Annotated in this window: 28 protein-coding genes; 13 read left to right on the plus strand and 15 right to left on the minus strand. The window is 62.6% G+C overall.

Annotation, left to right across the window (positions count from 1 at the left end; translation table 11 throughout):
- Positions 1 to 5: 5 nt before the first annotated feature.
- From R4P70_RS23490 to R4P70_RS23530, 9 genes are all read left to right on the plus strand, one after another.
- On the plus strand, positions 6 to 632 hold the full coding sequence (locus R4P70_RS23490; protein WP_007729839.1) for a precorrin-8X methylmutase: 627 nt from the start codon (positions 6 to 8) through the stop codon (positions 630 to 632).
- Positions 629 to 2,116 (plus strand): precorrin-3B C(17)-methyltransferase, encoded by a 1,488-nt coding sequence (gene cobJ, locus R4P70_RS23495; protein WP_047270543.1) that lies wholly within the window; start codon positions 629 to 631, stop codon positions 2,114 to 2,116. Before R4P70_RS23490 ends, cobJ begins: the two co-directional genes overlap by 4 nt.
- A 26-nt stretch (positions 2,117 to 2,142) precedes the next feature.
- The gene (locus R4P70_RS23500; RefSeq protein ID WP_084325960.1) at positions 2,143 to 2,502 is read left to right on the plus strand and encodes an HNH endonuclease; all 360 of its coding nucleotides are present in this window, start codon (positions 2,143 to 2,145) and stop codon (positions 2,500 to 2,502) included.
- Positions 2,499 to 2,903, plus strand: a complete 405-nt coding sequence (locus tag R4P70_RS23505; RefSeq protein ID WP_020969653.1) for a hypothetical protein — start codon at positions 2,499 to 2,501, stop codon at positions 2,901 to 2,903. Before R4P70_RS23500 ends, R4P70_RS23505 begins: the two co-directional genes overlap by 4 nt.
- 104 nt (positions 2,904 to 3,007) lie before the next feature.
- Positions 3,008 to 3,199 (plus strand): hypothetical protein, encoded by a 192-nt coding sequence (locus tag R4P70_RS23510; protein ID WP_084325977.1) that lies wholly within the window; start codon positions 3,008 to 3,010, stop codon positions 3,197 to 3,199.
- The gene (locus R4P70_RS23515) at positions 3,196 to 3,528 is read left to right on the plus strand and encodes a type II toxin-antitoxin system HicB family antitoxin (RefSeq protein WP_020969654.1); all 333 of its coding nucleotides are present in this window, start codon (positions 3,196 to 3,198) and stop codon (positions 3,526 to 3,528) included. The genes R4P70_RS23510 and R4P70_RS23515 overlap by 4 nt, the downstream gene beginning before the upstream one ends.
- Before the next feature lie 98 nt (positions 3,529 to 3,626).
- Positions 3,627 to 3,866 (plus strand): PLDc N-terminal domain-containing protein, encoded by a 240-nt coding sequence (locus tag R4P70_RS23520; protein ID WP_020907792.1) that lies wholly within the window; start codon positions 3,627 to 3,629, stop codon positions 3,864 to 3,866.
- 77 nt (positions 3,867 to 3,943) lie between these two features.
- Entirely contained in the window at positions 3,944 to 4,513 is a 570-nt protein-coding gene (locus R4P70_RS23525) for a dihydrofolate reductase family protein (protein WP_283567889.1), read from the plus strand.
- Between the two features lie 631 nt (positions 4,514 to 5,144).
- On the plus strand, positions 5,145 to 5,477 hold the full coding sequence (locus R4P70_RS23530) for a hypothetical protein (protein ID WP_176450547.1): 333 nt from the start codon (positions 5,145 to 5,147) through the stop codon (positions 5,475 to 5,477).
- A gap of 409 nt (positions 5,478 to 5,886) precedes the next feature.
- On the opposite strand, the gene R4P70_RS23535 is transcribed toward R4P70_RS23530, so the two are convergent.
- Positions 5,887 to 6,630 carry a MerR family transcriptional regulator gene (locus R4P70_RS23535; RefSeq protein ID WP_317832043.1) on the minus strand — a complete coding sequence of 248 codons (744 nt, stop codon included), beginning with the start codon at positions 6,628 to 6,630 and terminating at the stop codon, positions 5,887 to 5,889.
- A gap of 65 nt (positions 6,631 to 6,695) precedes the next feature.
- Between R4P70_RS23535 and R4P70_RS23540 the strand changes: the two genes are divergently transcribed.
- Together R4P70_RS23540 and R4P70_RS23545 are read left to right on the plus strand one after the other, a co-directional pair.
- Positions 6,696 to 8,027: an amidohydrolase family protein gene (locus R4P70_RS23540; protein ID WP_317832045.1), complete on the plus strand. Its 1,332-nt coding sequence runs from the start codon at positions 6,696 to 6,698 to the stop codon at positions 8,025 to 8,027.
- On the plus strand, positions 8,027 to 8,371 hold the full coding sequence (locus R4P70_RS23545; RefSeq protein ID WP_172932873.1) for a hypothetical protein: 345 nt from the start codon (positions 8,027 to 8,029) through the stop codon (positions 8,369 to 8,371). Before R4P70_RS23540 ends, R4P70_RS23545 begins: the two co-directional genes overlap by 1 nt.
- Before the next feature lie 498 nt (positions 8,372 to 8,869).
- On the opposite strand, the gene R4P70_RS23550 is transcribed toward R4P70_RS23545, so the two are convergent.
- The 9 genes from R4P70_RS23550 to R4P70_RS23590 form a co-directional block, all read right to left on the minus strand.
- Entirely contained in the window at positions 8,870 to 9,652 is a 783-nt protein-coding gene (locus tag R4P70_RS23550) for an alpha/beta hydrolase (RefSeq protein WP_134999299.1), read from the minus strand.
- Positions 9,653 to 9,853: 201 nt separating this feature from the next.
- Positions 9,854 to 10,369, minus strand: a complete 516-nt coding sequence (locus tag R4P70_RS23555; protein WP_283567891.1) for a DUF1990 domain-containing protein — start codon at positions 10,367 to 10,369, stop codon at positions 9,854 to 9,856.
- Complete coding sequence (locus R4P70_RS23560) at positions 10,369 to 10,728, minus strand: VOC family protein (protein ID WP_021344312.1); 360 nt, start codon at positions 10,726 to 10,728, stop codon at positions 10,369 to 10,371. The genes R4P70_RS23555 and R4P70_RS23560 overlap by 1 nt, the downstream gene beginning before the upstream one ends.
- 10 nt (positions 10,729 to 10,738) lie before the next feature.
- The gene (locus R4P70_RS23565) at positions 10,739 to 11,380 is read right to left on the minus strand and encodes a ScbR family autoregulator-binding transcription factor (protein WP_019748499.1); all 642 of its coding nucleotides are present in this window, start codon (positions 11,378 to 11,380) and stop codon (positions 10,739 to 10,741) included.
- Between the two features lie 159 nt (positions 11,381 to 11,539).
- Complete coding sequence (locus tag R4P70_RS23570) at positions 11,540 to 12,439, minus strand: HAMP domain-containing protein (RefSeq protein WP_225320034.1); 900 nt, start codon at positions 12,437 to 12,439, stop codon at positions 11,540 to 11,542.
- 166 nt (positions 12,440 to 12,605) lie between these two features.
- Positions 12,606 to 13,352, minus strand: a complete 747-nt coding sequence (locus tag R4P70_RS23575; RefSeq protein WP_317832049.1) for a cobalt-precorrin-6A reductase — start codon at positions 13,350 to 13,352, stop codon at positions 12,606 to 12,608.
- Positions 13,353 to 13,375: 23 nt separating this feature from the next.
- On the minus strand, positions 13,376 to 14,125 hold the full coding sequence (gene cobM, locus R4P70_RS23580) for a precorrin-4 C(11)-methyltransferase (RefSeq protein WP_019748502.1): 750 nt from the start codon (positions 14,123 to 14,125) through the stop codon (positions 13,376 to 13,378).
- On the minus strand, positions 14,122 to 15,405 hold the full coding sequence (cbiE, locus tag R4P70_RS23585) for a precorrin-6y C5,15-methyltransferase (decarboxylating) subunit CbiE (RefSeq protein ID WP_317832052.1): 1,284 nt from the start codon (positions 15,403 to 15,405) through the stop codon (positions 14,122 to 14,124). The genes cobM and cbiE overlap by 4 nt, the downstream gene beginning before the upstream one ends.
- Positions 15,402 to 16,163 carry an SDR family NAD(P)-dependent oxidoreductase gene (locus tag R4P70_RS23590; RefSeq protein ID WP_051636475.1) on the minus strand — a complete coding sequence of 254 codons (762 nt, stop codon included), beginning with the start codon at positions 16,161 to 16,163 and terminating at the stop codon, positions 15,402 to 15,404. The genes cbiE and R4P70_RS23590 overlap by 4 nt, the downstream gene beginning before the upstream one ends.
- Positions 16,164 to 16,193: 30 nt before the next feature.
- On the opposite strand from R4P70_RS23590, the gene R4P70_RS23595 reads away from it, so the two are divergent.
- On the plus strand, positions 16,194 to 16,619 hold the full coding sequence (locus R4P70_RS23595; protein ID WP_019748505.1) for a PPOX class F420-dependent oxidoreductase: 426 nt from the start codon (positions 16,194 to 16,196) through the stop codon (positions 16,617 to 16,619).
- On the opposite strand, the gene R4P70_RS23600 is transcribed toward R4P70_RS23595, so the two are convergent.
- On the minus strand, positions 16,620 to 17,756 hold the full coding sequence (locus R4P70_RS23600) for a M24 family metallopeptidase (RefSeq protein ID WP_021344317.1): 1,137 nt from the start codon (positions 17,754 to 17,756) through the stop codon (positions 16,620 to 16,622).
- A 37-nt stretch (positions 17,757 to 17,793) separates the two neighbouring features.
- Between R4P70_RS23600 and R4P70_RS23605 the strand changes: the two genes are divergently transcribed.
- Positions 17,794 to 18,759, plus strand: coding sequence for a 5'-3' exonuclease (locus R4P70_RS23605; protein ID WP_029538151.1), 966 nt, complete (start codon positions 17,794 to 17,796; stop codon positions 18,757 to 18,759).
- Between the two features lie 4 nt (positions 18,760 to 18,763).
- Here the strand turns inward: R4P70_RS23605 and R4P70_RS23610 are convergent, their stop codons facing one another.
- The 4 genes from R4P70_RS23610 to tatA form a co-directional block, all read right to left on the minus strand.
- Positions 18,764 to 19,597 (minus strand): DUF4333 domain-containing protein, encoded by an 834-nt coding sequence (locus tag R4P70_RS23610; RefSeq protein ID WP_020907805.1) that lies wholly within the window; start codon positions 19,595 to 19,597, stop codon positions 18,764 to 18,766.
- Between the two features lie 52 nt (positions 19,598 to 19,649).
- Positions 19,650 to 22,361, minus strand: coding sequence for a DEAD/DEAH box helicase (locus tag R4P70_RS23615; RefSeq protein ID WP_021344319.1), 2,712 nt, complete (start codon positions 22,359 to 22,361; stop codon positions 19,650 to 19,652).
- Between the two features lie 48 nt (positions 22,362 to 22,409).
- Entirely contained in the window at positions 22,410 to 23,438 is a 1,029-nt protein-coding gene (gene tatC, locus R4P70_RS23620) for a twin-arginine translocase subunit TatC (protein ID WP_019748510.1), read from the minus strand.
- Between the two features lie 73 nt (positions 23,439 to 23,511).
- Positions 23,512 to 23,787 (minus strand): Sec-independent protein translocase subunit TatA, encoded by a 276-nt coding sequence (gene tatA, locus R4P70_RS23625; RefSeq protein WP_003944836.1) that lies wholly within the window; start codon positions 23,785 to 23,787, stop codon positions 23,512 to 23,514.
- Positions 23,788 to 23,909: the final 122 nt, after the last annotated feature.

The following is a 23,909-nucleotide window of genomic DNA, read 5'->3' on the forward strand; positions in this document are numbered from 1 at the left end:
GGCACATGATCGAGTACATCCGTGACGGCGCGGAAATCTATCGCCAGTCCTTTGCCACCATTCGGGCCGAAGCCGACCTGAGCCGTTTCCCGGCGGATGTCTCGCAAGCTGTAGTGCGCATGATTCATGCAAGTGGCCAGGTCGATCTCGTCGACGACGTCGCCTTCACACCCGGTGTCGTCTCGGCTGCGCGCGCAGCTCTGCGCGACGGCGCGCCGATCTTCTGCGACGCCCAGATGGTGGCTGCCGGCATCACGCGCAAGCGTCTGCCCGCCGGCAACGACGTCATCTGCACCCTCGGAGATCCGCGGGTTCCCGTGCTGGCGTCGACCATCGACAACACTCGTTCGGCAGCTGCTCTCGAACTGTGGGGAGCCAAGCTCGAGGGCGCTGTTGTCGCGATCGGAAACGCACCCACCGCACTGTTTCATCTCCTGAACCTCATCGAAGCCGGCGCGCCCCGTCCGGCCGCCATCGTCGGAGGTCCGGTCGGCTTCATCGGTGCTGCCGAGTCGAAGGAAGCCCTCATCGAACACGCCAGCGGGATCGATCATCTCGTTCTCCGCGGCCGACGCGGCGGCAGCGCGATCACCGCCGCCGTCGTCAATGCGATTGCGAGCGAAGTCGAATGAGTGCAGGCAAGCTCTGGGGTGTCGGTATCGGCCCCGGCGATCCCGAATTGGTGACCGTCAAAGCCGCTCGCGTCATCGGCGAGGCCGATGTGGTTGCGTTCCACTCCGCGAGGCACGGCAAGAGCATCTCCCGCGGAGTTGCAGCGCCGTACATGCGCGAAGGACAGATCGAAGAACACCTCGTCTACCCCGTGACCACCGAGACCGTTGATCATCCCGGCGGATACCAGGGCGCGATGGACGAGTTCTACGAAGCGGCTGCCGAACGGTTGGCAGTTCACCTCGCGGCCGGTCGAACAGTTGCCCTGCTCGCGGCCGGCGATCCGCTCTTCTACAGCTCCTACATGCACATGCACAAGAGGCTGGCCGATCGCTTCGACGCCGAAGTGATTCCCGGTGTCACCTCCGTCAGCGCGGCATCTGCTGCACTCGGAAAGCCGCTGGTCGAGGGTGAAGAAATCCTGACGATCCTGCCCGGAACATTGCCGCAGGCCGAGCTGACCAGGCGGCTCAAGGAAACCGACGCCGCTGCCATCCTCAAGCTCGGACGCACGTTCCCGCCGGTCCTGCAATCGCTCGAGGATTCCGGCCGCTTGGATGAAGCGCACTACGTCGAGCGCGCGAGCACCACACGTCAACGCGTCGAATCCGCTGCCGAGGTCGACCCGGACGGAGTTCCGTACTTCTCGATCGCCATCGTTCCGAGCCCGTCGAACAACCCTCGACCCGCAACCGAATCCCGCGGCGAGGTGGTCGTGGTCGGACTCGGGCCGGGCGACACCGCCTGGACCACACCCGAAGTGGCGCATGAGCTTTCGTTGGCCACCGACCTCGTCGGCTACGGCCCTTACGTCGATCGCGTGCCGACGCGTCCGGGCCAGCGGCGCCATTCCAGCGACAACCGCGTCGAAGCCGAACGCGCCGCGATGGCGTTGGACCTGGCGAAGAACGGCGCCCGTGTAGCTGTCGTCTCGTCGGGAGATCCCGGCGTATTCGCCATGGCTGCAGCAGTTCTCGAAGTTGCCGCCGAAGACCAGTGGCGCGGGGTCCCGGTCCGCATCCTTCCCGGTATGACGGCGGCAAACGCTGTCGCCAGTCGCGTCGGCGCTCCCCTCGGGCACGACTATGCGGTGCTCTCCCTCTCCGATCGCCTCAAGCCGTGGGATGTCGTCGCTCGCCGTATCTCGGCAGTTGCAGCCGCAGATATGGCATTTGCGGTCTACAATCCGGCGTCGAAGTCGCGGACGTGGCAGGTCCAAGCCATGAAGGACCTCGTACTCGAACACCGCTCCCCCGATACTCCTGTTGTCATCGGGCGCGATGTTGCCGGAGCCGAGGAATCAGTTCGCGTCGTGACCCTCGGCGAGCTCGAGCCTTCCGAAATCGACATGCGGACTCTGCTGATCGTCGGATCGTCGATGACGACGGTCGTCGAAACCGGTTCGGGCCGTCAGGTGTTCACCCCGCGGCGGTACCCGGAGTAACCACCACTCGGCGATAACATGGCGTCATGCCCGTCAACCGGACCCGGAAAGCCAGATACGCGCGCAAACGCAAACGCCGAATGGATCTGGTGGAGCACGACCTGTCCGTCGAGCAGTGGTCCGCGCTCAAAGCGGCCTGGGGTGGCTGCGCGTACTGCGGCGAGCCGGACGAGTCGCCGCAGCGTGACTGTGTGCTGGCGATCTCCCGCGGTGGGCGCTACACGCTCGACAACATCGCACCGGCGTGCCGCTCGTGCAATGCAAGCAAATGCAACAGCGAGGTCACTCTCTGGTTGCGGCGCAAGGGGTATGACGAGAAGGCCTTCCTCCTGCGACACGCGGAGATAGGTATCGCGATGAGGGCGCAGTTCTCGGAGCAGTCGTGACGACCCCGCACGAGTTGCGCCCGATCCTCGACGAGTTGATGGAGTTCGAACCTCTGTTTCACCGAACTCGAGTAGCGATGTCACGAGACGAGTTCGATGCGGTCGTCGACCCGGAGTTCCGGGAGATCGGAGCCTCCGGCGCTCGATACACCCGCGACTACGTGCAGTCGGTAGTTGAGCGCCGACGCCTCCGCGGCGAGGTGAACGACGCCGCCGAACTCGGGTGGAGGGTTGACCGGCCAGCACTGAGCAGGATCGCGCCTGACACGTATCTGGTGACGTACCGGCTGGCGCAGGCGCATCGTGTCACCGAGCGATCATCCATCTGGCGGTTCGCCGAGAATCGATGGAGTGTGTTGTTTCATCAAGGCACAGTCGTCGAAAGTGGTTTGGAAGCGTGAACAGCTCCACCTCCGCCTCGGGAGAGAGAATTGCACGGTGTGGGCACTCACACCTTGCGCACTCCGCTGACCCACGGTGATACTAGATGCAGTATCAATATTGCATGGGGAAGAGAGACAAGCTGCTCGCGCAAATGCGGACCGCGCCGCAGAACGCCGGGTCTCACGCCAAGTTCCAGACGCCGTGGCCGGGACCACGCATCAACATTCAAAAGGGTTCGGGCGGTAAGGCCAAGCAGTACCAGGTAGGGCAAGTTCTGGCAGCAATCGAACGCATGGAAGGAGAATCGCCGTGATCCCCGCAGTGGAGCACTACACATACCGAGTCGAGTGGTACGAACCCGACGGAGAGTTCCTGGGAACCTGCACGGAGTTCCCTGGCCTGTCGTGGCTCGCGGATACCCAAGCAGCCGCGCTCGACGGCATACGTACAGCGGTGGCCGAGACGCTCGAGGACATGGCAGAGACAGGTGAGCGGATCCCCGAGCCGCTGAGCGATCGCGGATATTCCGGCAAGTTCCAGGTCCGGATCACGCCGACTTTGCACCGCAAGCTGGCACGCGCCGCCGCCGAGGAAGGGGTTTCCCTCAACGCGTTGATCTCCGAACGTCTCGCGTCCGCGTGATCGACGGGGTACCGAGGGAAGGTCGATCTCGCGCTAAGCCCAAGAGCTGGAGCGTGTTATTCCAATCAAGTCGCAGCGGTTGAAAGTGGTCTGGAAGCGTGAACGAATCGATCCACAACCCCACCATTCCGCTTTGGGTGGACATCACCTTCACCGTCTTCGTTCTTGCCTGGATCTTCATCACGATTAGCGCGCTCGTGGCGATCGTGCGCACCGACTTCGACCGCTCGGGCGGCAAATTCTGGTGGTCGGCACTGGTGATCGCGGTGCCTGTACTCGGTGCGCTCGTCTGGTTGCTGTTCGGTCGACCCCCGCGTGACTCCAGGTCCCGAACCTGATCTACACCGACGGCCCGGCAGTAGTCTGAGTACGGTCCGGTGCTGTCACTCTGCGCGTATCAGGGGAGAACAACGAGATGAGACCACTTCGATACTCGATCAACGTCACTCTCGACGGCTGCTGCCATCACGAGGCGGGGCTTCCACCCGACGAGGAGTCGATGCGCTACTGGACCGCTCAGATGGAACGAGCCGATGCTTTGCTGTTCGGCCGTGTGACCTACGAGATGATGGAGTCGGCGTGGAGGCGGCCCGGAACGGGCACATGGCCTGACTGGATGGACGAGTGGGAGATCCCGTTCGCCGAGGCAATGGACCGGGCGAAGAAGTACGTCGTGTCGAGCACGCTGAGCGGGGTCGATTGGAATGCCGAACTCGTGCAAGGCGACTTGGGGTCAGCGATTCAACGGCTCAAGGAGCAGCCCGGCGAAGGTCTGTGGGTTGGCGGCGTGACACTCCCCCTGGCATTGGCAGACCTGGGACTGATCGACGAGTACGAGTTCGTTGTGCAACCGGTCCTCGCCGGACACGGACCGACGTTGCTTGCCGGTCTGCGCGAGCGCATCCAACTCGAACTCGTCGATCGCCACGAGTTCCAGTCGGGTGCAGTCGCCGTGCGATATCGGCCCACTCAAATACTGGCTTGACGCGGCTGGCCAATGCGAACATTCGTCTCCCGCCACCGGAATCAAGTGGTGAGTCGTCGCGGCGTTGACCTTGGTCGTGTCGGGAGGTTCGTGGTTGACGAACACCATCGCATTCACCGCGACTGCGTTTGTCCAGGTCAGCATCGAACCGGTTCAAGCATCTGACGATGAGCCGATATTTCATCAGCAACGTGACATCCCCCGATGACGTACCCGCACCTTTCGAATGCCTCGCGCAGGACCTTGGCGGTCATCCCTCCGACTACGAGGCGGATCTGATGATTGCCGCATCGGAGACACAAGGGGCGAGATCAAAGCATCGGACTGCATCACGTCCAAGGTCGTTCTTCCGGCGCACCGTAGGGACCGGATCCCCGGGTCAGGTATCAGAACGGTTCAAATACCTGCAGGTAGGCGACGTGCGACCCGGCTAAAGTCCTCGTGCACGATGACGCTCTTCGCCCATACGGCCGGCACTTAGCTTCAATCGACGCAAAGCCCATAACGCGGCGACAACCACCCGGGACATGTCATCGCCTCAGTTCGAACGCAAGAAGAGTCACCACCGGGGTTGTTCGGTGTTCGGTGTTCGGTATTGACCGAACACCGAACATGCTGAGACGAGACACATGTGAACACCGAAGCTTTCACGATAGAAGCTTTCGTGATCGACGGCTTCGCCGAATTGCGCATCGACGCCCAATCGCCCATCTGCGAACCCGACACCGGCGTCGACCGTGTTCTGGAAACGGACGGCGTTGCCGTCCCGATCCATGAAATATCGCTCCCTGGTCATCGACCAGGTTGCCGAACGACTACTCACCGAAAACCGGTCTCCGGACACGACATTGTTCGTCGTATCGGACCGCGTGATCGAAACCACGCGCGGTCCTCGTCCAGCGACGCTGCGGCTATCTCGACCTTCGCGGACGACTCGCCCTACGTACAGGCAGCATGGTCATAGACACCGAAGTCAAGGCGCTCCAGAAATGCCGTGAACGGTCGGAAGCACTCAGTGGCAAGGCCGGCCTCAAAGTCGCAGCTTGAGTACTCAAGCATCTCGAACGAACTATCGCGGTGCGTGAGCTCGCGCGGGAGTTGGGTCCTGGTGATCGTCTGCAAGCTTCACCGCGCGCGTGGGCCAACGACACCGCCAGCGACATGACCATCGCGGGAATCCGGGCCCACTGCGATTGCGCTAGGGGTGTGAATCCGTTCCTCGTCGCCAGCGCGAAGACTTTGCAGCTCAGAGGCTTAGGTGTGGGCGCAACAGATTGCCAGAGGTGTAGTACAGAGAGTCTTGAGTGGTCAACGGGCTACTCGATCGCCGGGTATCCACATCCGTGGCGGGCCGGATCTTTCAATCCAACGCATCACGGCGGCATACGCTGCTCGGCGTACGCTCCGATTGCCTCCGCGAGCCATTCAGGAAGGGCCGGTTCAATCGTCTCCACGAAACCTCGCTGGAGTGGATCGTCCACATACATCTTGCCTAGTGACCGATATGCCGACGTCGAAGGCGTCCAAAATTGGCTCACCGCAGCATAGTGTTCGGCGACGACATCAAGGACTTCTTCGGAGGTGGCTGCGGCTCCTGTAGCCATGAGATCCGCAAATTTCTGCAGTAGACGAGATTGCTGAGCGCTCATGTGCGCTACGTCGGCATCGGTCATCGCCGTGGGAGGGAGAGATCCCGCTATCTCCGACACGGCCTTGCCGAATCTGTCGTCGAGCCGGGTTGTGAACGCGGAGAACTCTCGCTCATGCCTTTCCTCGTCGTAAGGTGACGCATTCTCGAGCGACACGACGTGTTCTTCGAGGGTGGAGATGAGTTGATCGAGACGATCTCTCTCCATCGTGAGGGCATCGATATGGATACGAAGCGACTCGGCTTCGCCGTCACCTCCAACCGTCACGTCGCGAATCTCGTCCAGCCCTAATCCACTGCGTCGTAAAGCAATAATTCGATACAAGCGTGGCAGGTGCGCTTCGTCATACCAGCGATAACCATTGCCGGACACCGTGGTCGGAGTGAACAATCCGAACTGATCCCAATGCCTGAGCGTTCGCGCGGAAACTCCCACTCGCCGAGACACCTGTCCTATCGACAGTTCCACCACAGAATCCTCTCACCTGCTCACGACTTGACCTTCACATTGTGTCAACTTCTACCGTTCCAGACATGGGAACAACTATCACGAACGTGCGTGTCTTCGACGGCCTGGATCTCATCGCTGCAACAGCGGTCCGGCTCGAACTGGGAACGATTGTCGAACTCGGCGATCTGGTCATCGCTCGCGCCCACGATGACCTGATCGACGGACGCGGAGGCACTCTGGTTCCGGGTCTCATCGACTCACACGTCCATCTGCTCCCCGGTGCTCCTGCACAAGCACTGTCGTTCGGTGTGACCACGGTCCTGGACATGTTCAGTAAGCCGCCACTCGTTCAGCGCGCCATCAGCGAAGGCCACGAGCGGGGGAACGCGACGGTATTCAGTTCGAGTATCGGTGCCACCGCACCCGGTGGGCATCCGTCGATGATGTACGCACCGTTCCCGTATGTCAGCAGCGCTCAGGAGGCGGCGGATTTCGTCAGTGCCCGGCGCAACGAAGGCGCAACCTACCTCAAACTGTTCTACGAGAGCGGCCAAGGGGTCGGGATGACGCTGCCATCACTCGAACTTCCGACCATCCGCGCACTCGTCGACGCGGCACATGCGGAAAACATGCTCGCAGTTGCGCACGTGCAACAGGCTGTCGACGCGGTCGAGGTCGTCGACTGCGGAGTCGATGTTCTGGCTCACGCACCGACGGATGAGATGACGCACGCCCAGATCGCCGCGATCGTCGAGGCCAAGGCGGCGGTCATCGCCACCCTCTCCATCCAAGACGGGTTTCCGTCCCCCGGCGAACCGGCGCCGTTGCTCACCCAAGCGGCTCTGGTCGATGCACTCAGTCCGGCGTGGATCGACGTACTCGAAGCTCAATCGAAACGGTGGATGCCACCGCAGATGCCTTCATTCGAGATCGCAGCACAGAATGTCGGGGCTCTGCACCGAGCGGGTTGCACAATCCTCGCGGGAACGGACGCACCGAACCCCGGCACGGTTCACGGCGCTTCGCTGCATAGGGAGCTACAGCATCTGGTGGCCGCGGGATTCTCGCCTGTTGCTGCGCTACGTGCTGCGACCGCGGGTCCGGCGGAGGTCTTCGCACTCGTCGGCCGCGGGCGGATCATTCCTGGCGCCATCGCCGACCTGGTGCTGGTCGATGGAAGACCTGACGAGGTCATCAGCGATTCACAAAAGGTCGTCGGAGTGTGGAAACGAGGAGAACGGCAAGATCTCACCCGCTACGACGGTTCCGCGACCGAACGTGCGGGGATCTCCTTTCATCATGAGCAAACTCAACGAGTCATCGACGCGGTCATCGCGATGTATCCGCAATTTGCAAAAGAACTGCGAGGGCAATCGTTCGCCCGCACAAAACAACCCGAGAAGGACACTCACTGATGCGATCGCCTGAACCTGTGCATCGCGACGACGACGGCGAACTCATCGGACTGCTGAAAGGGAACGCGACTGGATTGTTCGAGCCGTGCACGCTCTTCGGCTATCCCCTCACTGAAGCGACAACACACGAAACCGCCACTGAATACCTCACCAACCACGGGTTGAGCTACCTGGCTCAAAACTGGGAATTTCGTGACGGAGATCGATGGCTGACGGCGCAGATCATCGAGGCCAACCTCAGCGCCGTGACCGTCCGTCTCATCGACTACGGCAGCCCGGACACATACGGCAGCCAACGAACATTGCATCCACCCTCCATCGAACACATTCGACTCCGCCGTTGACTGCATGTCATCGCGCCCCTGTGTTATCTCGGTGTCCTTCGAGACGCAAAATCGTTCAGGACATACCAAATTTCTTTTCGGAATAGAACTCTCGGACCCTGCAGATGGGCACTGTTTCCGTACGATCTGGATCTGTGCCATCGCCTGTCACGTCAATCTGTGGTTCAAGGAGAGACGAGAGCAATCTCTCCAGCGGATCCGAGCAGCGGGCGACCGAGATATCGCCGCCGACGACTTCGATCTGGTCGCCGAATTGCTAACTGACGCAACAGATCATCAACGCTGACCACAAACGGGCTATGTCGGACGCGGGAACCGGCCCGGGTGACATTAGTGAAAAACTCCCGTAAGTACGGTGTCGACGTGTTCGACGATCTGCTCACCGACTGGGCCTGTGTCCCCCCGTTGTGAGCGCGTCGCGGAGTCCGGGCGGTCACGCCATAATGGTCGACTTCGTATCGACGTCCGACACAGGCCGGACGCCGATACGTGTTCACGTCAGCTCACAGGAGCGCCACCGCTCCCGCCGAGGTGGCGGGCGAAGAACCGAGCCGAACTGTCGCGCTCGTAGTCGGGCACCGGATAGTGCCTGCCCGAGTAGGCGTGCAGCGTCTTCTCCTTCGAGCCGAAGGCATCGAACAATGCCACCCCTGACGTGCGGTCGTAATCCTTGTCGTCCCAAGGGATCCGGTACTCGACCGGGACCGTGAGCTTTCGTGCCGCTTCGATGAGGGAGTCGTCCACAAAAACTCCCCCGAAGCTCATGGCAGCGATCCTGGATTCGACCGGGGCCAACATCAGCCCGGTCACGACCCCTAGCGACACGCCGCCGAAGCCGATCGGAGCGTCGGCGTTGACGTCGGGCAGCGTTTGCAGAGCGTCGATGGTCGCCTGCCATTCCGGCACTGCACGCTCCGCCAACGATCGGTTGTACTCGACGACGATCGGGGCGACCGGCTCGTGGGCCGCCCTAGCCTGGTGGATCGCCTCGACCCACTGTTCGTCCTGTGTGTTCCGCGGCCGGTCGCCGTGTCCGGGTGCGTCGATCGCGGCGACTGTGAACCCGTGGGAGCTCACACTGTGGAGTGCGCTGGCAACCAGTCCTGGTGCCTTCTTGTGCATGCCGCCGGAGTGCCCGGACAGCAGAAGGGGTGATTCGACAGATCCGGACGCGGGTGACCAGAGCACACCGGTGATGTCGTCCAGATTGAAATGGCGTTCGACGACACCGTTCAACGTCGTCTCGGAAGTGAATTCGATGGTCGGAGAATTGGATTGCATGGTGTTACCTTTCGGGATTGCCTACTCGAGGCGCTCCCGGCGACACCTACGTCAATCGCCGATCCGTGAACACGAGTGGGAGCACCCACATGGTTACAGCGTTCATGGGTCTCACCTCCTGGCGTGTTGTCACGGTCTCGCACAAGCTATCAACCCGAACCGAAGCTCGTCCAATCATTTTTCCAGCGCGCCCGACAGCGGTCAGACCCGCGATTGGTCGACGCTCTCGCGGACGGCACGGATGTAGCGGCGCGTCACAAACGCCTGAACTCGACGTCCGATCGGAGCGCCGAGACGCACCCACCACGTTCCAGGCTTGGAGAATGCGACGATCTCGATACGAACCGCTTGGCTGGTCTCGTCGAACTGGACGACAAACAATTCCTCCCCGCATTCGGGGTGGCCTGCGCGGGTTCCGTACGCGAAGCCCTTGCGATTGGGGTCGTCGACGACATAGACGATCCGAACCGGAATAGTCACCGGACCGAGTCCGAAGGTCGCATCTTGACCGGCCACCGCGGTCGGGGCTGCCGTACGGACGGTCAGACCGGCTCCGCGGTGCATTCCCCATTCCAGGACGGTACGAGCTGCGACCTCGAAATCTTCACGTCCGGATCCGACCGTCGCGCTCTCGTGAACGTGGTGATAGCCAGCGGGGAGAACGCCTGACGTTGCGCCCACCTCGAGGTACGTCAATCCGCCCGGGCCGGACGCCATCACTGCTCGCGTCGGTGGCTGAGGATGTTGATCACGTGACCGTCGGGGTCGGCAGCGAAGAACCTGCGCACACCCCACGGCTCCTCGGTGACGGGATAGACGATGGCGTCGCCGCGCTGCACCGCGGCCTCGTACGCCGCATCGAGATCGTCCACCTCGACGGAGACGTCCGGCACGACGGGCGCATGCGCGTCGTGCGTCATGACGCTGATCTGCAAGGACGGATCCGTCGGCGAAGCCAACGTCACGATCCACCCGTGATCCATGACAACTTCGAGGCCCAGCACTTCGGTGTAGAAGCGCTGCGCGGCCTCGAGCGAACTACTCGACAGATCCGAAACTATCCGCGTGACGGCCATGTCCCGCAGGCTACGCCGCCGCCGGAGTCCACCGCGACTTGACGAGGCGCTCGATGTCACCGGAAAGTTCGTCGCTGACGATTCCCGGAAGCAGGATCTGCCACATCTCGTCGACACGATCCGGAAGGTCCGAGCGTCGGGTGAGAACGTTCGAAACCAGCTGTACTCCGGTGAATGCCGAGGGCATGAACCTGCCGAACGATTCTGCACTGACCGATTTTCGGATTTCACCTTCCGCCTGAGCTCTGGCGGTGAGATCGGTGATTGCCGAGATCCATTCGGCGTACGGTTCCACCGGCCCCTCGTACGTGCTCAGTTCCAGCGTCAGGCGAATGCCCGCGCGAACGATCGGCTCGTCGACGATCTGGCGTGCCATTTCGTGCGTGAGCATGATCATCTGTTCCAACGGGTCCTTGCCCGTCGCGGAAATCGCCTGCACCGATTCGATCGAGAGCCGATGCTGTTCGGCAATGATGAATTGCGCGAGCTCGTCCTTCGACGCGAAATGGAAGTACAACGCGCCCTTGGTAGTACCGGCCCCCGAGACTATGTCGGCCATGCTGGTGCTGCCGTAACCAGTCTTCTCGAACTGCGCGGCCGCGCCGGCAACGATTTGCTGCCGAGTCAGCTCGGCGCGTGCTTGCTTGACCACTGAATCCCTCTCGTCCTCCAAAGGCCCCCGCCCAGCAAACCCCACGGTTCGCGCCACACTCCAGCTATACCCAAAAACTTCACAATTGCCCCACATTACCAGCGCTCCTTCCATTGCTTCAATTACGAATGCAACAAAGGCGCTGGTCAGACGTCCGATTTAGAGGGAATCTCCTCTCCCCAACGTGCTTTCGTCAACCCGCGCACGGTCCACCAACTCTCCGACGAGGAGCGTCAACTCCATCATCTGGTCCGTAATTTCCTCACGCAACTGCGTTGCATCTGCCTCGGAAATCGCGCCGGACTTGGTATCGAAAGACATCAACAACTCGATATTGGTGCGAAGTGCAGTCAACGGAGCCAGAAGGTCCTGGCCCGCTTCGGTGATCAGACTTCTCTGGCGCGCCCGCGATTCCGACAACGTCCCGAGCATCCGATTGAAACTGACTGTCAACGACGCCAACTCGTCGTCGCCGGTCACCGGAATCGGCGCAAGATCATCCGTTTCGGCAACCCGCCGCGTTGCCGCAGTGAGTCGCGCAATTGGCCGTAATCCTGTGCGTGCCACAGCATCTCCGGCCGCGTAAGCGAGTGCGATACCGGCCGCCCCGAGTGCCGCCAACACCACTGCGAGTCGCTTGAGGACCGAACGGGTCGGCCCCAAGGATTGCGCGACAACCAAAGTTTGGCCCGCAACCGAGGGCTCGACAAGAATTCGATACGCATCGACGGTTGCGATCGTCTGCGACGAATTGCCGTCTGCGATCGACCTGATGGCGTCTGCGCTGGTGCTGAACGGCGGCAGACCGGGAGTCGCCGTCACCAAGGCGCCGTCGGCAGTGAGAAGCCCCACCGCCTGGATGACCGCTGTATCCGCGCCGGCCGTCAATCCCAGAACCGGTGTGACACCGCCGAAATTGACGGTGTCGGTGATCGCGTCACTCGTGCGCTCGAGTTGTCGATCGACGTTGCCTTGCAAATACGCGTTGAACACGATGTACACCGCCGACGCCGACACGATCACCGCGATCGCCACCAGGCCTGCAGTCAGCAATTTCACGCGCGCATGGAGCGTCCGCACGTGAATTCCCGATGGTTTTCGACGGCTCATTCCGGGAACCGACACTCTCATGCGCGGTCCCGCAGTGCGGCGTCGAAAGATCCCAACATCCCTCCAGTATGGTCACGGAACCTTAGACGAACCTGAAGCGAACGCGATGTCGGCCTCACAACGCCGTTCCACTACCGAAAGCCGTGAGCCAGTCCACCGCCCCGGCTTCGGTGTCGAATGCCGGAGCGGTCGCCGGGATCGGTGGTCGTTCGACGACGATCACCGGGATCGACAATTGCCTGGCTGCGGCGATCTTTGCGTACGTCTGCTCGCCGCCACTGTTCTTGGTGATCACGACGTCGATGCCGTGAGTTCTCATCAGATCGACTTCCGCTTCGACGTCGAATGGGCCACGTGCGAGCAGCAACTGCGAGTGAGGCGGCAATGTCCCTGAAGGCGGATCGATGGAACGCACGAGAAACAAGACGTCCTTCACACGGTCGAACGCCGAAACTCCTTGCCTCCCGATCGTCAGAAAAGCGCGTGAGCCGACGGTCGGCACCAATTCTGCGGCGTGATCGAGATCGCGTACCGGAAGCCAGGTGTCGCCGGGTTGCTCGCGCCACGGGGGGCGTCGATACATGGCGTACGGAACGGAATTCGCGCGGCACGCGTCGAATGCATTTTTGGTGATGCGAGCGGCAAACGGATGCGTGGCGTCCAGCACTGCACGAATATTGTTGGCCGACAACCACTCCGAGAGCCCTTCGGCTCCCCCGAACCCACCGATGCGCACTTCCCCCTCCGGCCATCGAGGATCACGAACCCGGCCGGCCAGCGATGTGACAACTTCGAGGTCGGCTGAATCGGCCAACCGAGAAGCGATCACTCGACCTTCACCCGTGCCGCCGAGCAAGAGCACGCGACGACGAGTACCCGTCGGGGTCAGTGTGTGCTTCTCTCACGCGCCGCCGAGTAGAGATAGCTGTCCGGGAATCCTTCAGCAGTCAACACTCGGCCCACGATCACAACGGCCGTCTTCGTGATGCCGGCTGCATGAACAAGTTCGACGATCGTCTTCAAAGTGCCTCGAACAACGATCTCCTCGGGCCGCGAGGCGAAGGCGACGACCGCCACAGGGCAGTCCTCGCCGTAATTGTCGGCCAACTCGGATGCGATCTGTTCGATGCGATGAGCGCCGAGGTGAACCACCATCGTTGCGCCGCTGCGGCCCAGGGACCGCAGATCCTCGCCCTCCGGCATTGCCGTCGACAAGGTGGAGACTCGGGTGAGAACAATGGTCTGCGAGACGCCTGGGACGGTCAGCTCACGCCTCAGCGCTGCGGCGGCCGCGGTAAATGCAGGAACACCGGGAATCATGTCGAAATCGACACCCGCGGCGTCCAGGCGACGAGCCTGCTCGGCTACCGCGCTGAAGATCGACGGATCACCGGAATGCAGACGCGCGACGTCCAGCCCGGCCGAATGCGCTTCGACAAGGATCGCGGTGATCTCGTCCAGGCTCAGGCGAGCAGTGTCCACGACCTGCGCCCCGACCGGGCACCACTCGAGCAACTCCGCTGGGACAAGGCTGCCGGCGTACAAGCACACCGGGCTCGCAGCGATGATGCGTTGCGCGCGGACAGTGATCAGATCTGCCGCACCGGGACCCGCACCGATGAAATGAACGGTCATTGTGTGGATTCCTCCGGCGTATCTGTGCCTGCGCCTGCAGACGGCTGACTTTTTGTGACGGACCATTGGACCACCGGAAGTTGCGGTCGCCAAACGTTGAACGCGCCCAAAGGCTCGGCGCGCTGCACCTGAAAGCGTCGCAGCGTCCCACCATGGCGACTCATCCAGCCGAGCAGCAACGATTCGGACTCGGCAGTCACGGCGTTGGCAACCAGACGACCACCCACGCTCAACTGCTCCCAGCACGCTTCGAGCATTCCCGGTTGCGTGACGCCGCCGCCGACAAACACCGCATCGGGACGCCGAACCTCTTCCGCAAACGCCTCGGGCGCGGTCCCTTTCACTGCCAACGCAGGCACGCCGAGATTGAGTGCATTGGCACCGATCTGCGATACCCGGCTCGCCACTTTCTCGAATGCTGTTGCAGTGCAACGCGGGTGGGTTCTCATCCACTCGATGGCGACGGTGCCCGACCCTCCGCCGACGTCCCAGAGGTGTTCTCCCGGCGCCGGTGCGAGTGCACACAAGGTCAATGCGCGGATCTCCTGCTTGGTCATCTGACCGTCGCCGACAAACGCAGCATCCGGTAGACCCGGGATTCGAGTCAGCCGCAACGGATGATCGACCGAGATGCACTCGACGGCCAGAATGTTCAACGCGTCCACGTCCTCGTCCGCGTGATCCCACTCGTCCGCCACCGTGACGGTCCGCGATTCCTCGGCCCCGCCCAGCTGGGCCAGCACGGTCACGATCGATCGTCCGAAGCCCGCGCCGGACAACAGACGAGCCACCTCCCCCGGTGTCGAGCGCCCGTTGCTCAGAACCAACAGGCGCGCGCCATCGACCACTGCCGCCGAGACGGTCGCCGAGTCTCGGTTCACCAGGCTCACGACGTCGACCTCGGCCGATGCCCATCCCATTCGCGCGCTCGCCAACGCCACCGACGACGGGTGCGAGATCACTCGCACGTTGTCCGCGCCGAGCAACCGGACCAACGTGACGCCGAGGCCGTGGAACATCGGGTCACCGCTGGCGAGCACACATACTTTGCGGTCCGCGTTCTCGGCGAACATCGACGGCAACGCCGGAATCATCGGAGACGGCCAGGTGAGCCTGGTGGGCGCACGCCGTGCCCCGAGATATGCCGCCGGGACCAAGTCCAGCTGGCGCGGCGACCCCATCAGGACCTCCGCACCGAGGATTGCACCCTGCGCGCTCTCGGACAGCCCTTCCCAGCCGTCGGCGCCGATGCCGACGATCACCACCGGGTGTGCGGTCATCGCGGCATCCGGCGCCAGATCGTCTGAGGCAGAAGCCGCATGACGAAGAACACCGGCTGCAGAATTCGCGGAACCCACACCCGAGTCGCCCCGGAGTTCAGTCCCCGTACGACGGCGTCGGCGACCTGCGACGGAGTGCTCGACATCGGGGCAGGCGACATTCCCTCGGTCATCTTCCCGATGACGAACCCTGGCCGTACCAACATCAACTGCACGCCCGAACCGTGCAGCGCGTCGCCCAGACCGCTGGCAAAACCTTCCAAGCCGGCCTTTGCGCTCCCGTAGACGTAGTTGGCGCGGCGAACCCGAACGCCGGCGACGGACGAGAACACCACGATCTTTCCGGTTCCCTGTCGGCGCATGATCTCCGCGAGGTGCGTGAGGATGCTGATCTGCGCCACGTAGTCGGTGTGCACCACCGCGACCGCATGCGCCGCGTCGGTTTCGGCACGCGCCTGATCGCCGAGAATTCCGAAGGCCAGCACTGCAACCGAAATCCGACCGTGCTCGGCGACTACGGCGTCCAGGAGGTCTCCGTGCGTGTCGACGGCGTCGGCGTCGAACTCGACGGTGGAGACGCCGACCGCTCCGGCGTTCCTGAGCATCTGCTCCTGCTCCGACAGCTCGCCGCTGCGTCTGGCAGCCAGAACGATGTTGCGGCCCGGCGCGAGCCTGACCGCGATCTCGAGGCCGATCTCACTTCGTCCGCCGAGGAGCAGTACCGTCTCGATGTCATTCACGTTCGCACCCGCAGTCACCGCTCCAGTGTCCTGGATTACCGTCGTGGCATGACGCTCACCCCCTCCACCACGCCATCGGCACAGCAGACTCTCACCGAAGACGGGCTGAAGTTCGTCGGTGAATACCACCTCGCGACACTCACGACGTTGCGTCCGAACGGCACCCCACACGTCGTGGCCGTCGGGTTCACCTGGGACCAGGAAGCCGGAAAGGCGCGCGTGATCACCAGCGGTGGTTCACAGAAGGCGATAAACGCAGCGCGTGGCGGATACGCCGCAGTCAGTTCGGTCGACGGTGGTCGCTGGCTCACGCTCGAAGGGCCGGCACGCGTGCTCGCCGACGAGGACTCCGTGGCCGACGCCGTTCGGCGCTATGCCGAGCGGTACCGCCAGCCACGGGTCAACCCAGCGCGCGTGGTCATCGAAATCGACGTCACCCGCATCCTCGGGTCCGCGGCGTTCAAGGAAAGCTGATCAGCCGAGGACAGTCAGGCCGTGCGGACGGTTGTTGAACGACTCGCAACCGTCCGCGGTCACGACGACGATGTCCTCGATACGGGCACCCCAACTGCCGCGGAAGTAGATTCCCGGTTCGATGCTGAAGGCCATACCTTCGACGAGTTCGATGGTGTTGCCCTCGACGATGTACGGCTCCTCGTGCACGGACAGCCCGATACCGTGACCGGTGCGGTGAACGAAGACCTCCGCAAGACCTTGTGCGGCAAGCACTTCGCGGGCGGCAACGTCGACGGATTCTGCGGATACTCCTGGCCGCACCGAATCGACGGCAGCCTGCTGTGCCGCTTCGAGTACCGCGAACTGCGCTGATACCTCGGCGGACGGCTGTCCCATGCTGTACGTGCGGGTGGAATCCGAGTTGTAGCCGGGCTCGACCGGTCCGCCGATGTCGATCACGACGACATCGCCGCTCTCGATCACCCGGTCCGAAACCTCGTGGTGCGGATCGGCGCCGTGCGGGCCTGATCCGACGATCACAAACGCGGCCTCGGTGTGCCCCTCTTCGAGAATCGCCTCCGAAATCGCCTCGCCCACTTCGGCTTCCGTACGGCCGACGATCAAGAACTCGGCCATGCGGGCGTGAACACGGTCGATCGCCGCACCGGCCCGTCGCAACGCCTCGATCTCGGCGTCGTCCTTGACCATCCGCAATTCACGCAAGACGCCGGTAGCGAGGATCGGCAACGCGCCCAAGGTGTCTGCGAGCGGGATCAGGTGCAATGCAGGCATCGCATCCGTCACCGCAACCTTGGCGCCGGTCGGGAGTTGCGCCGCCACAATCGCATACGGGTCGACACCGTCGACCCAGTCGAGGACGGTCAGCCCGAGATCGCCCACCGCCGATTCCTTCAACGACGCCAACTCCAAGCGAGGAAGCACGACAGACGCCTTCGCCGTATCCGCAGCGATGACCAACGCGGTCAAGCGCTCGAAGGAGTCGGCCCGAGAACCCGTCAGGTACCGCAGATCCGGGCCTGGAGTCACCACCAGACCGTCGAGCCCTGCTGATCGAGCCAACTCCGCGGCGCGAGCGATACGTGCGCCGTACACGGCGCTGGAGAATCGGGAATCCTGTTCGGCTGGAGACGTCATGGCTTACAGGTTAGTGCCGACTGGCAGGATGGTGACCATGAGTGGGCCATTGCTTCTCCTCGACGGTGCCAGCCTGTGGTTTCGTGCGTTCTACGCGCTGCCCGAGTCATTCGTCGACCCCGACGGAAGACCTGTCAATGCCGTGCGCGGTTTCACCGACATGGTGGCTTCCCTGATCACCAAACACCAGCCGAGTCGTCTCGCGGTGTGCCTGGACTTGGATTGGCGACCGCAGTTCCGCGTCGATGCAGTCCCGACGTACAAAGCGCATCGCGTCGAAGAAGGCTCTGACGGTTCGTCCGAAGAAGTTCCGGACACGTTGACGCCTCAGGTCGACATGATCATGGACGTGCTCGCAGCAGCAGGAATCGCGACGGCGGGTGCCGTCGGACTCGAAGCCGACGACGTGCTGGGAACGCTCGCCGCCACCGAGCGCGAAGATCTCACCGTCGTCGTCAGTGGTGACCGAGACCTTTTGCAGGTCGTCACCGACGAGTACGTGCCCGTTCGTGTCCTCTACGTGGGCCGTGGCTTGTCCAAGGCCGAACTCTTCGGACCGGTCGAGGTTGCCGAGAAGTACGGAGTACCCGGTGACCGTGCGGGCGAGGCATACGCCGAACTCGCGGTACTGCGCGGAGACGCCTCCGACGGTCTACCCGGCATCAAGGGTGTCGGTGAGAAGACTGCGTCGACGCTGATGCTGCGCTACGGCTCGTTGGCCGGACTTCGCGCGGCCGCAGCTGATCCGGAATCCGACATGGCCAAGGGAATTCGCGCAAAACTCACCTCACCAGAGGCCATCGCTTACCTTGATGCTGCGTTGCCGGTAGTACGAGTGGTTCGCGACGCGGACGTTCAGTTCTCGAAGGACGACCAACTCCCGGCGGCCCCCGTCGATCCCGCACGCTTCGAGGAAGTGGCGGCCTCGCTGAACATCGAGCGTTCGGCCGGACGGCTTGCCGCCGCGCTCGAGGCTGCGGCGGCAGGCCGTTCCGACCAGTAGAGCGTCAGCTCGGGCGGCTGACCTCGTACGTGCCGTTGTCGTCGACAAACGTCACAGTCACGTTCGACTTCACACCCGCGATCGAAAGCGTGCAGGTGAACTTGTTGCCTGACTTGACTTCCTGGTCCGCGGGGCACTGAACGTTGCTCACGTTCTTTGCCCCGTAGGACTCGGTGACGATCTTCTCGACGCCGGCCTGAGCCGCGCTCTGATCGAGTGTGTTCTTGCCGAAGACACCGAACACCAGGGCCACCACGACAGCAGCAAGAACGACGAGAACACCGATCGCACCGAAGATCAAGGGCTTCTTCGACTTACCCGACTGGTTTCCGGGCGCACCGGGACTCGGGAACGGCTGAGCCTGGTTCCACTGATTCTGCTGTCCCGGCGCTTGGCCGGGAGCGGCGGCGCCCCATGCCTGCTGAGGTGCGGCAGCAGGCGGCTGACCCCAGGCCTGGGTTGCGTCAGGTGCCTGCTGTTGCCCCGGCTGACCCCACGGCTGAGCGGGAGGCTGCTGCTGAGGTTGTCCCCACGGCTGTTGCTGGCCGGGTTGTCCTTGTCCAGGTTGCTGCGGCTGACCGTACGCAGGCTGACCACCAGGCTGCCCGGGCTGGCCGTAGGCAGGTTGTCCCCACGGCTGTTGCTGGCCGGGTTGTTGACCGGGCTGCGGTGTTTGACCAGGCTGACCCCACGGCTGCTGCTGGCCGGGCTGCTGACCAGGCTGCTGCTGACCGCCCGGCTGCTGAGGATTCTGCCCCCACTGCTGCTCGTTCGGCTGCTGCTGATCACCAGGACCCCATTGCCGATTCGGATCGTTCGGTCCGTAAGGCCCGCTCATGTTCGCCTCCCACTCGAAATACCAGTCTGCGAATCAAACCACATAGTTGCGGTCATGCTGCGTCGACAGCAACTACCCCGCGACGAATTGCAGCTACCGCCCGCGCCGCAGTCTTCGCGACGTCGGCATCCGTCGATGTCAGGCGGACCTGATCGAGGAGATCGATCACCTGACGACACCAACGTACAAAGTCACCCGCAGACAACGCACGGCCCTGCACTCCGGCCGCGATCAGTGCGTCGACAAGCGAGTTCTCACTCGCCCAGTGATAAACGGCGGTGACGAATCCGAGATCCGGTTCCCGCGTCGGCGGCAGCTTGTGACGAATCTCGTCCGACCGCAGTTCGCTCCACAATCGTTGAGTGTCGTTGAGGGCGTGACGAAGCGCCGCTGTCGGCACCCGATCAACGGTGTCGCCGTCCCGACGTGATTCGTAGACCACCGAGGAGACGACGGCCGCCAACTCGGCCGGGCTGAGACCTGTCCACGCCCCGGTCCGCAGGCACTCGGCGACCAGAAGGTCGCTTTCCGAGTAGATGCGGCTGAGTCGTCGTCCGGATTCGGTGACTTCGGGCGCTGCTTCGGCAGTCATGTACTCACGCTCTTTGAGTAGCGCAATGATGCGGTCGAACGTCCGCGCCAACGAGTTGGTGGTGGCCGCTGCCTTTTCCCTCATCGACTGCGTTTCCCGGGCCAGTCGGTTGTAGCGCTCACCGATCCGGCTCAGATGTTCACGATCGGGCCAGCTGTGGCACGGATGCGAGCGAATAGCGCGTCGCAAAGTAGCGACCTCGGCGTCTTCGGACGCGCCCGCCTTGTGGCGCTTTTTCCGCCGGGGGGCACTGATCCCGGTACTACGCAATGCCGAGGCCAGATCGCGCCGGATCCTTGCGGTGTGGTGATCGACATGCTTGGGCAGGCGCATCTTTCCCAGAACGTCGGCTGCTTCCGGGAAATCACCCGAGGAGAGTCGGCCGGCCCACTGATCGGCAGTCAAAACCAGCGGACGCGGGTCCTTCGGATCGTTGTCCGGGACGAGGACCACTGCCACCCCGGAATGACGACCGATGGGAATTGCGATCACGTCACCGCGGGCGAGTGCACGGAGGGACTCCACCGCATCTCCGCGTCGGTCTTCGCGGCCCTTACGTTCGAGCGCGCGCTCGCGCGCACTGAGCCGCTCACGCAACGACGCGTACTCGAAGTATTCGCCGTCCGCACCGCCGAGTTTCTCCTGCAAACCCTTCAGCGCTTCTTCGTTCCGCTCGATGCCACGCACCAGGCCGACCACCGAGCGATCCGCTTGGAATTGTGCGAAGGAACGCTCGAGCAGCTTCCGTGAATCGGCCGCGCCCATGCGTTCGACGAGGTTGATCGACATGTTGTACGAGGGGCGGAACGAACTGCGGAGCGGGAACGTCCGGGTCGACGCCAAGCCGGCGACATCCGTGGGCTCGACCCCGGGCTGCCACAGGACCACAGCGTGCCCTTCGACGTCGATGCCGCGTCGGCCTGCCCGACCGGTCAGCTGCGTGTACTCCCCCGGTGTCAGTTCGGCATGCGATTCACCGTTGTACTTGACCAGACGTTCGAGGACCACCGTGCGTGCCGGCATGTTGATGCCGAGGGCCAGCGTCTCGGTCGCGAAGACCGCACGCACGAGACCCTTGACGAACAGTTCCTCGACTGTCTGGCGAAATGCCGGCAACATGCCGGCATGGTGAGAGGCCAGTCCGCGTCGCAGTGCCTTGCACCAGTCCCGATATCCGAGAACTTCGAGATCCTCCTCGGGTAGTTCCCCGGTGTGTTTCTCGATGATGGTGTCGATCTCGCGAACCTGCTCCGGCGAAGTCAGATCCAGTCGGGACCGCAGGCACTGTGCAAGAGCCGCATCACAACCGGCGCGGCTGAAGATGAAGGTGATCGCCGGGAGCAGTCCGGACTGGTCCAGCTGCGCGATGACGTCGGGGCGTGGCAAGGGCCGGAAATCGTTGGAACTCTGGTAGCTGCCACGACGCCCGCGGCCACGCGGCTGCCAGCTCTCGACGCGTTCGAGAGCCTGACGCTGCTTGACGTGGCGAACCAGATCCTGGTCGACGAGCACGGTCTTCGGCCCAGCCGCAGGATGACTGCGGCTGTCGAAGAGATCGAAGATCCGTCGACCGACCATGATGTGCTGCCACAGCGGGATCGGCCGCGTCTCGTCGACGACCACGGTGGTGTCGCCGCGGACGGTTTCCATCCAGGAGCCGAATTCTTCGGCATTGCTCACGGTCGCCGACAAACTCACCAGCCGAACATCCTCGGACAGGTGCAGGATCACTTCCTCCCACACCGCACCACGGAACCGGTCCGCCAGGTAGTGCACTTCGTCCATGACTACGTGCGAAAGCCCGCGCAGTGCCTCGGAATTTGCGTAGAGCATGTTCCGCAGGACTTCAGTGGTCATGACGACCACCGGTGCGTCGGAGTTGATACTCGAATCACCCGTCAGCAGGCCGACCTCGCTCGGGCCGTACCGCTCGACGAGTTCTGCGTACTTCTGATTACTCAACGCCTTGATCGGCGTCGTGTAGAAACACTTGCGGCCCGCCGCGAGAGCCAGGTGGACAGCGAACTCGCCGACCACGGTCTTGCCTGCACCGGTCGGCGCGCAGACAAGGACTCCGTGGCCCGCTTCGAGCGCAACGCATGCCTTCACCTGGAATGGATCGAGTTCGAACTTCAGGCTGGACGCAAACGTGCTCAGTTCACTCTTGTTCATAACCACCTCGTCAGGGTTTCACACGCCGCCGACGTGGTGGCACGGCGCTCAGAGGGTGTCAGTGAAATCCTGACCGGGCGCGTTGTCGCCGCCGGTGTCGGATTTCTCCGCAACCGGAGCCTTGGACTTGGACTTACGTCCGAACAATCCACTCGATTCGGCCTTGGGTTTGGTCGGATTGTCGAAAGCCTCGTTCAGATCGGACGGAGACGAGATGGAGGAAGCTTCCTCGTCGGACAGTGCGCCCCAGTCTTCACCGGCTCGCTTGGCCTTACGTTTGTCGTTGAGGCGAGCGATCTGAACAGCGACCTCGAAGAGAAGCGTCAGGGCCAGCGCGAGCGCCAGCATCGAGAACGGATCCGAACCCGGCGTGGCGACTGCAGCAAATACGAAAAGCCCGAAGATCAATCCTCGACGCCAGGCCTTCAAACGCTCGTACGTCAGAATGCCGGCAAAGTTCAGCACGACGACGAGCAGTGGAATTTCGAAGCTGACACCGAAGATGAGCAGCAGATTGATGATGAAGCCGAAGTACTCCGAACCACTGAGCGCGGTGATCTGGACGTTGTCACCGATGGTCAGGAGGAAGTGCAAAGCCTTCGCCACGACGAGGTACGCCAGGATCGCGCCGAGAATGAAGAGAGCGGCACCGGCGGTGACGAATCCGACCGCGTATCGACGTTCTTTGGCGTAGAGCCCCGGGGTGATGAATGCCCACAATTGGTAAAGCCACACCGGGCAAGCAAGAACGATGCCGGCGGTGAGCGCCACTTTGAATCGCAGCATGAACTGCTCGAACGGCCCGGTCGCCAGCAATCGGCACGCGTCGTCGGTGCTGAGGTTGGCGCGACTCTCGGACGGAAGCTCGCAGTACGGTCCACGAAGCAGATCGCCCAGACTCTCGAGACCGAGTATCGAGTGTGAGTACCAGAAGAAGCCGAACGCCGTGGTGATGATCACGCCGAGGAATGCGAACAACAAACGAGTCCGCAATTCGTACAGGTGGTCGACCAACGACATGGTGCCGTCTGGGTTGACCTTCCGCTTGCGGTTACGCGGATCTAACGGAATACGCACTGTGCATCCTGGTCTTGGTCAGCAGACAACCGGGGTGAACGAATATTTCACCCCGGCTAGAACGCAGTGTGTACTAGAGCGGCTTGACTTCGGTCGGCTGCGCAACAGGTGCTGCTGCACCGTTTGCGACAACCGCGGTGTTGGCCGTCGGCAACTGTGCCGGAGCAGGCTGTGCGACCGGCGCGCTTGCGGGCGCCGCATCGTCGTTCTGCATTTCCTTGACTTCGCTCTTGAAGATGCGGAGTGAACGACCCAGACCGCGTGCTGCATCGGGAAGCTTCTTCGACCCGAACAGAATTACGACGACAACAGCGACAATCAGCCAATGCATCGGCTGCATTGCACCCATAACGACCTCCCATGATCAGATTCCTCGATGCTACCGGACACAACCGGCGCTCGGAGGTGTCAAAGCACTTACTTCAGCTACCTTTTACCTGTTTGTTTCCTGCGAACCCACTGAACGCGGAG

This window comes from Rhodococcus sp. IEGM 1241 (assembly GCF_033142365.1).
GTDB lineage: Bacteria > Actinomycetota > Actinomycetes > Mycobacteriales > Mycobacteriaceae > Rhodococcus_F > Rhodococcus_F erythropolis.

Excerpts from the sequence above, each read along its gene's own strand:
- R4P70_RS23490 (WP_007729839.1), top strand. The coding sequence starts at position 6 with ATGATCGAGTACATCCGTGACGGCGCGGAAATCTATCGCCAGTCCTTT.
- cobJ (WP_047270543.1), top strand. The coding sequence starts at position 629 with ATGAGTGCAGGCAAGCTCTGGGGTGTCGGTATCGGCCCCGGCGATCCC.
- R4P70_RS23500 (WP_084325960.1), top strand. The coding sequence starts at position 2,143 with ATGCCCGTCAACCGGACCCGGAAAGCCAGATACGCGCGCAAACGCAAA.
- R4P70_RS23510 (WP_084325977.1), top strand. The coding sequence starts at position 3,008 with ATGGGGAAGAGAGACAAGCTGCTCGCGCAAATGCGGACCGCGCCGCAG.
- R4P70_RS23525 (WP_283567889.1), top strand. The coding sequence starts at position 3,944 with ATGAGACCACTTCGATACTCGATCAACGTCACTCTCGACGGCTGCTGC.
- R4P70_RS23540 (WP_317832045.1), top strand. The coding sequence starts at position 6,696 with ATGGGAACAACTATCACGAACGTGCGTGTCTTCGACGGCCTGGATCTC.
- R4P70_RS23545 (WP_172932873.1), top strand. The coding sequence starts at position 8,027 with ATGCGATCGCCTGAACCTGTGCATCGCGACGACGACGGCGAACTCATC.
- R4P70_RS23550 (WP_134999299.1), bottom strand. The coding sequence starts at position 9,652 with ATGCAATCCAATTCTCCGACCATCGAATTCACTTCCGAGACGACGTTG.
- R4P70_RS23555 (WP_283567891.1), bottom strand. The coding sequence starts at position 10,369 with ATGGCGTCCGGCCCGGGCGGATTGACGTACCTCGAGGTGGGCGCAACG.
- R4P70_RS23560 (WP_021344312.1), bottom strand. The coding sequence starts at position 10,728 with ATGGCCGTCACGCGGATAGTTTCGGATCTGTCGAGTAGTTCGCTCGAG.
- cobM (WP_019748502.1), bottom strand. The coding sequence starts at position 14,125 with ATGACCGTTCATTTCATCGGTGCGGGTCCCGGTGCGGCAGATCTGATC.
- cbiE (WP_317832052.1), bottom strand. The coding sequence starts at position 15,405 with ATGACCGCACACCCGGTGGTGATCGTCGGCATCGGCGCCGACGGCTGG.
- R4P70_RS23595 (WP_019748505.1), top strand. The coding sequence starts at position 16,194 with ATGACGCTCACCCCCTCCACCACGCCATCGGCACAGCAGACTCTCACC.
- R4P70_RS23600 (WP_021344317.1), bottom strand. The coding sequence starts at position 17,756 with ATGACGTCTCCAGCCGAACAGGATTCCCGATTCTCCAGCGCCGTGTAC.
- R4P70_RS23605 (WP_029538151.1), top strand. The coding sequence starts at position 17,794 with ATGAGTGGGCCATTGCTTCTCCTCGACGGTGCCAGCCTGTGGTTTCGT.
- R4P70_RS23610 (WP_020907805.1), bottom strand. The coding sequence starts at position 19,597 with ATGAGCGGGCCTTACGGACCGAACGATCCGAATCGGCAATGGGGTCCT.
- R4P70_RS23615 (WP_021344319.1), bottom strand. The coding sequence starts at position 22,361 with ATGAACAAGAGTGAACTGAGCACGTTTGCGTCCAGCCTGAAGTTCGAA.
- tatA (WP_003944836.1), bottom strand. The coding sequence starts at position 23,787 with ATGGGTGCAATGCAGCCGATGCATTGGCTGATTGTCGCTGTTGTCGTC.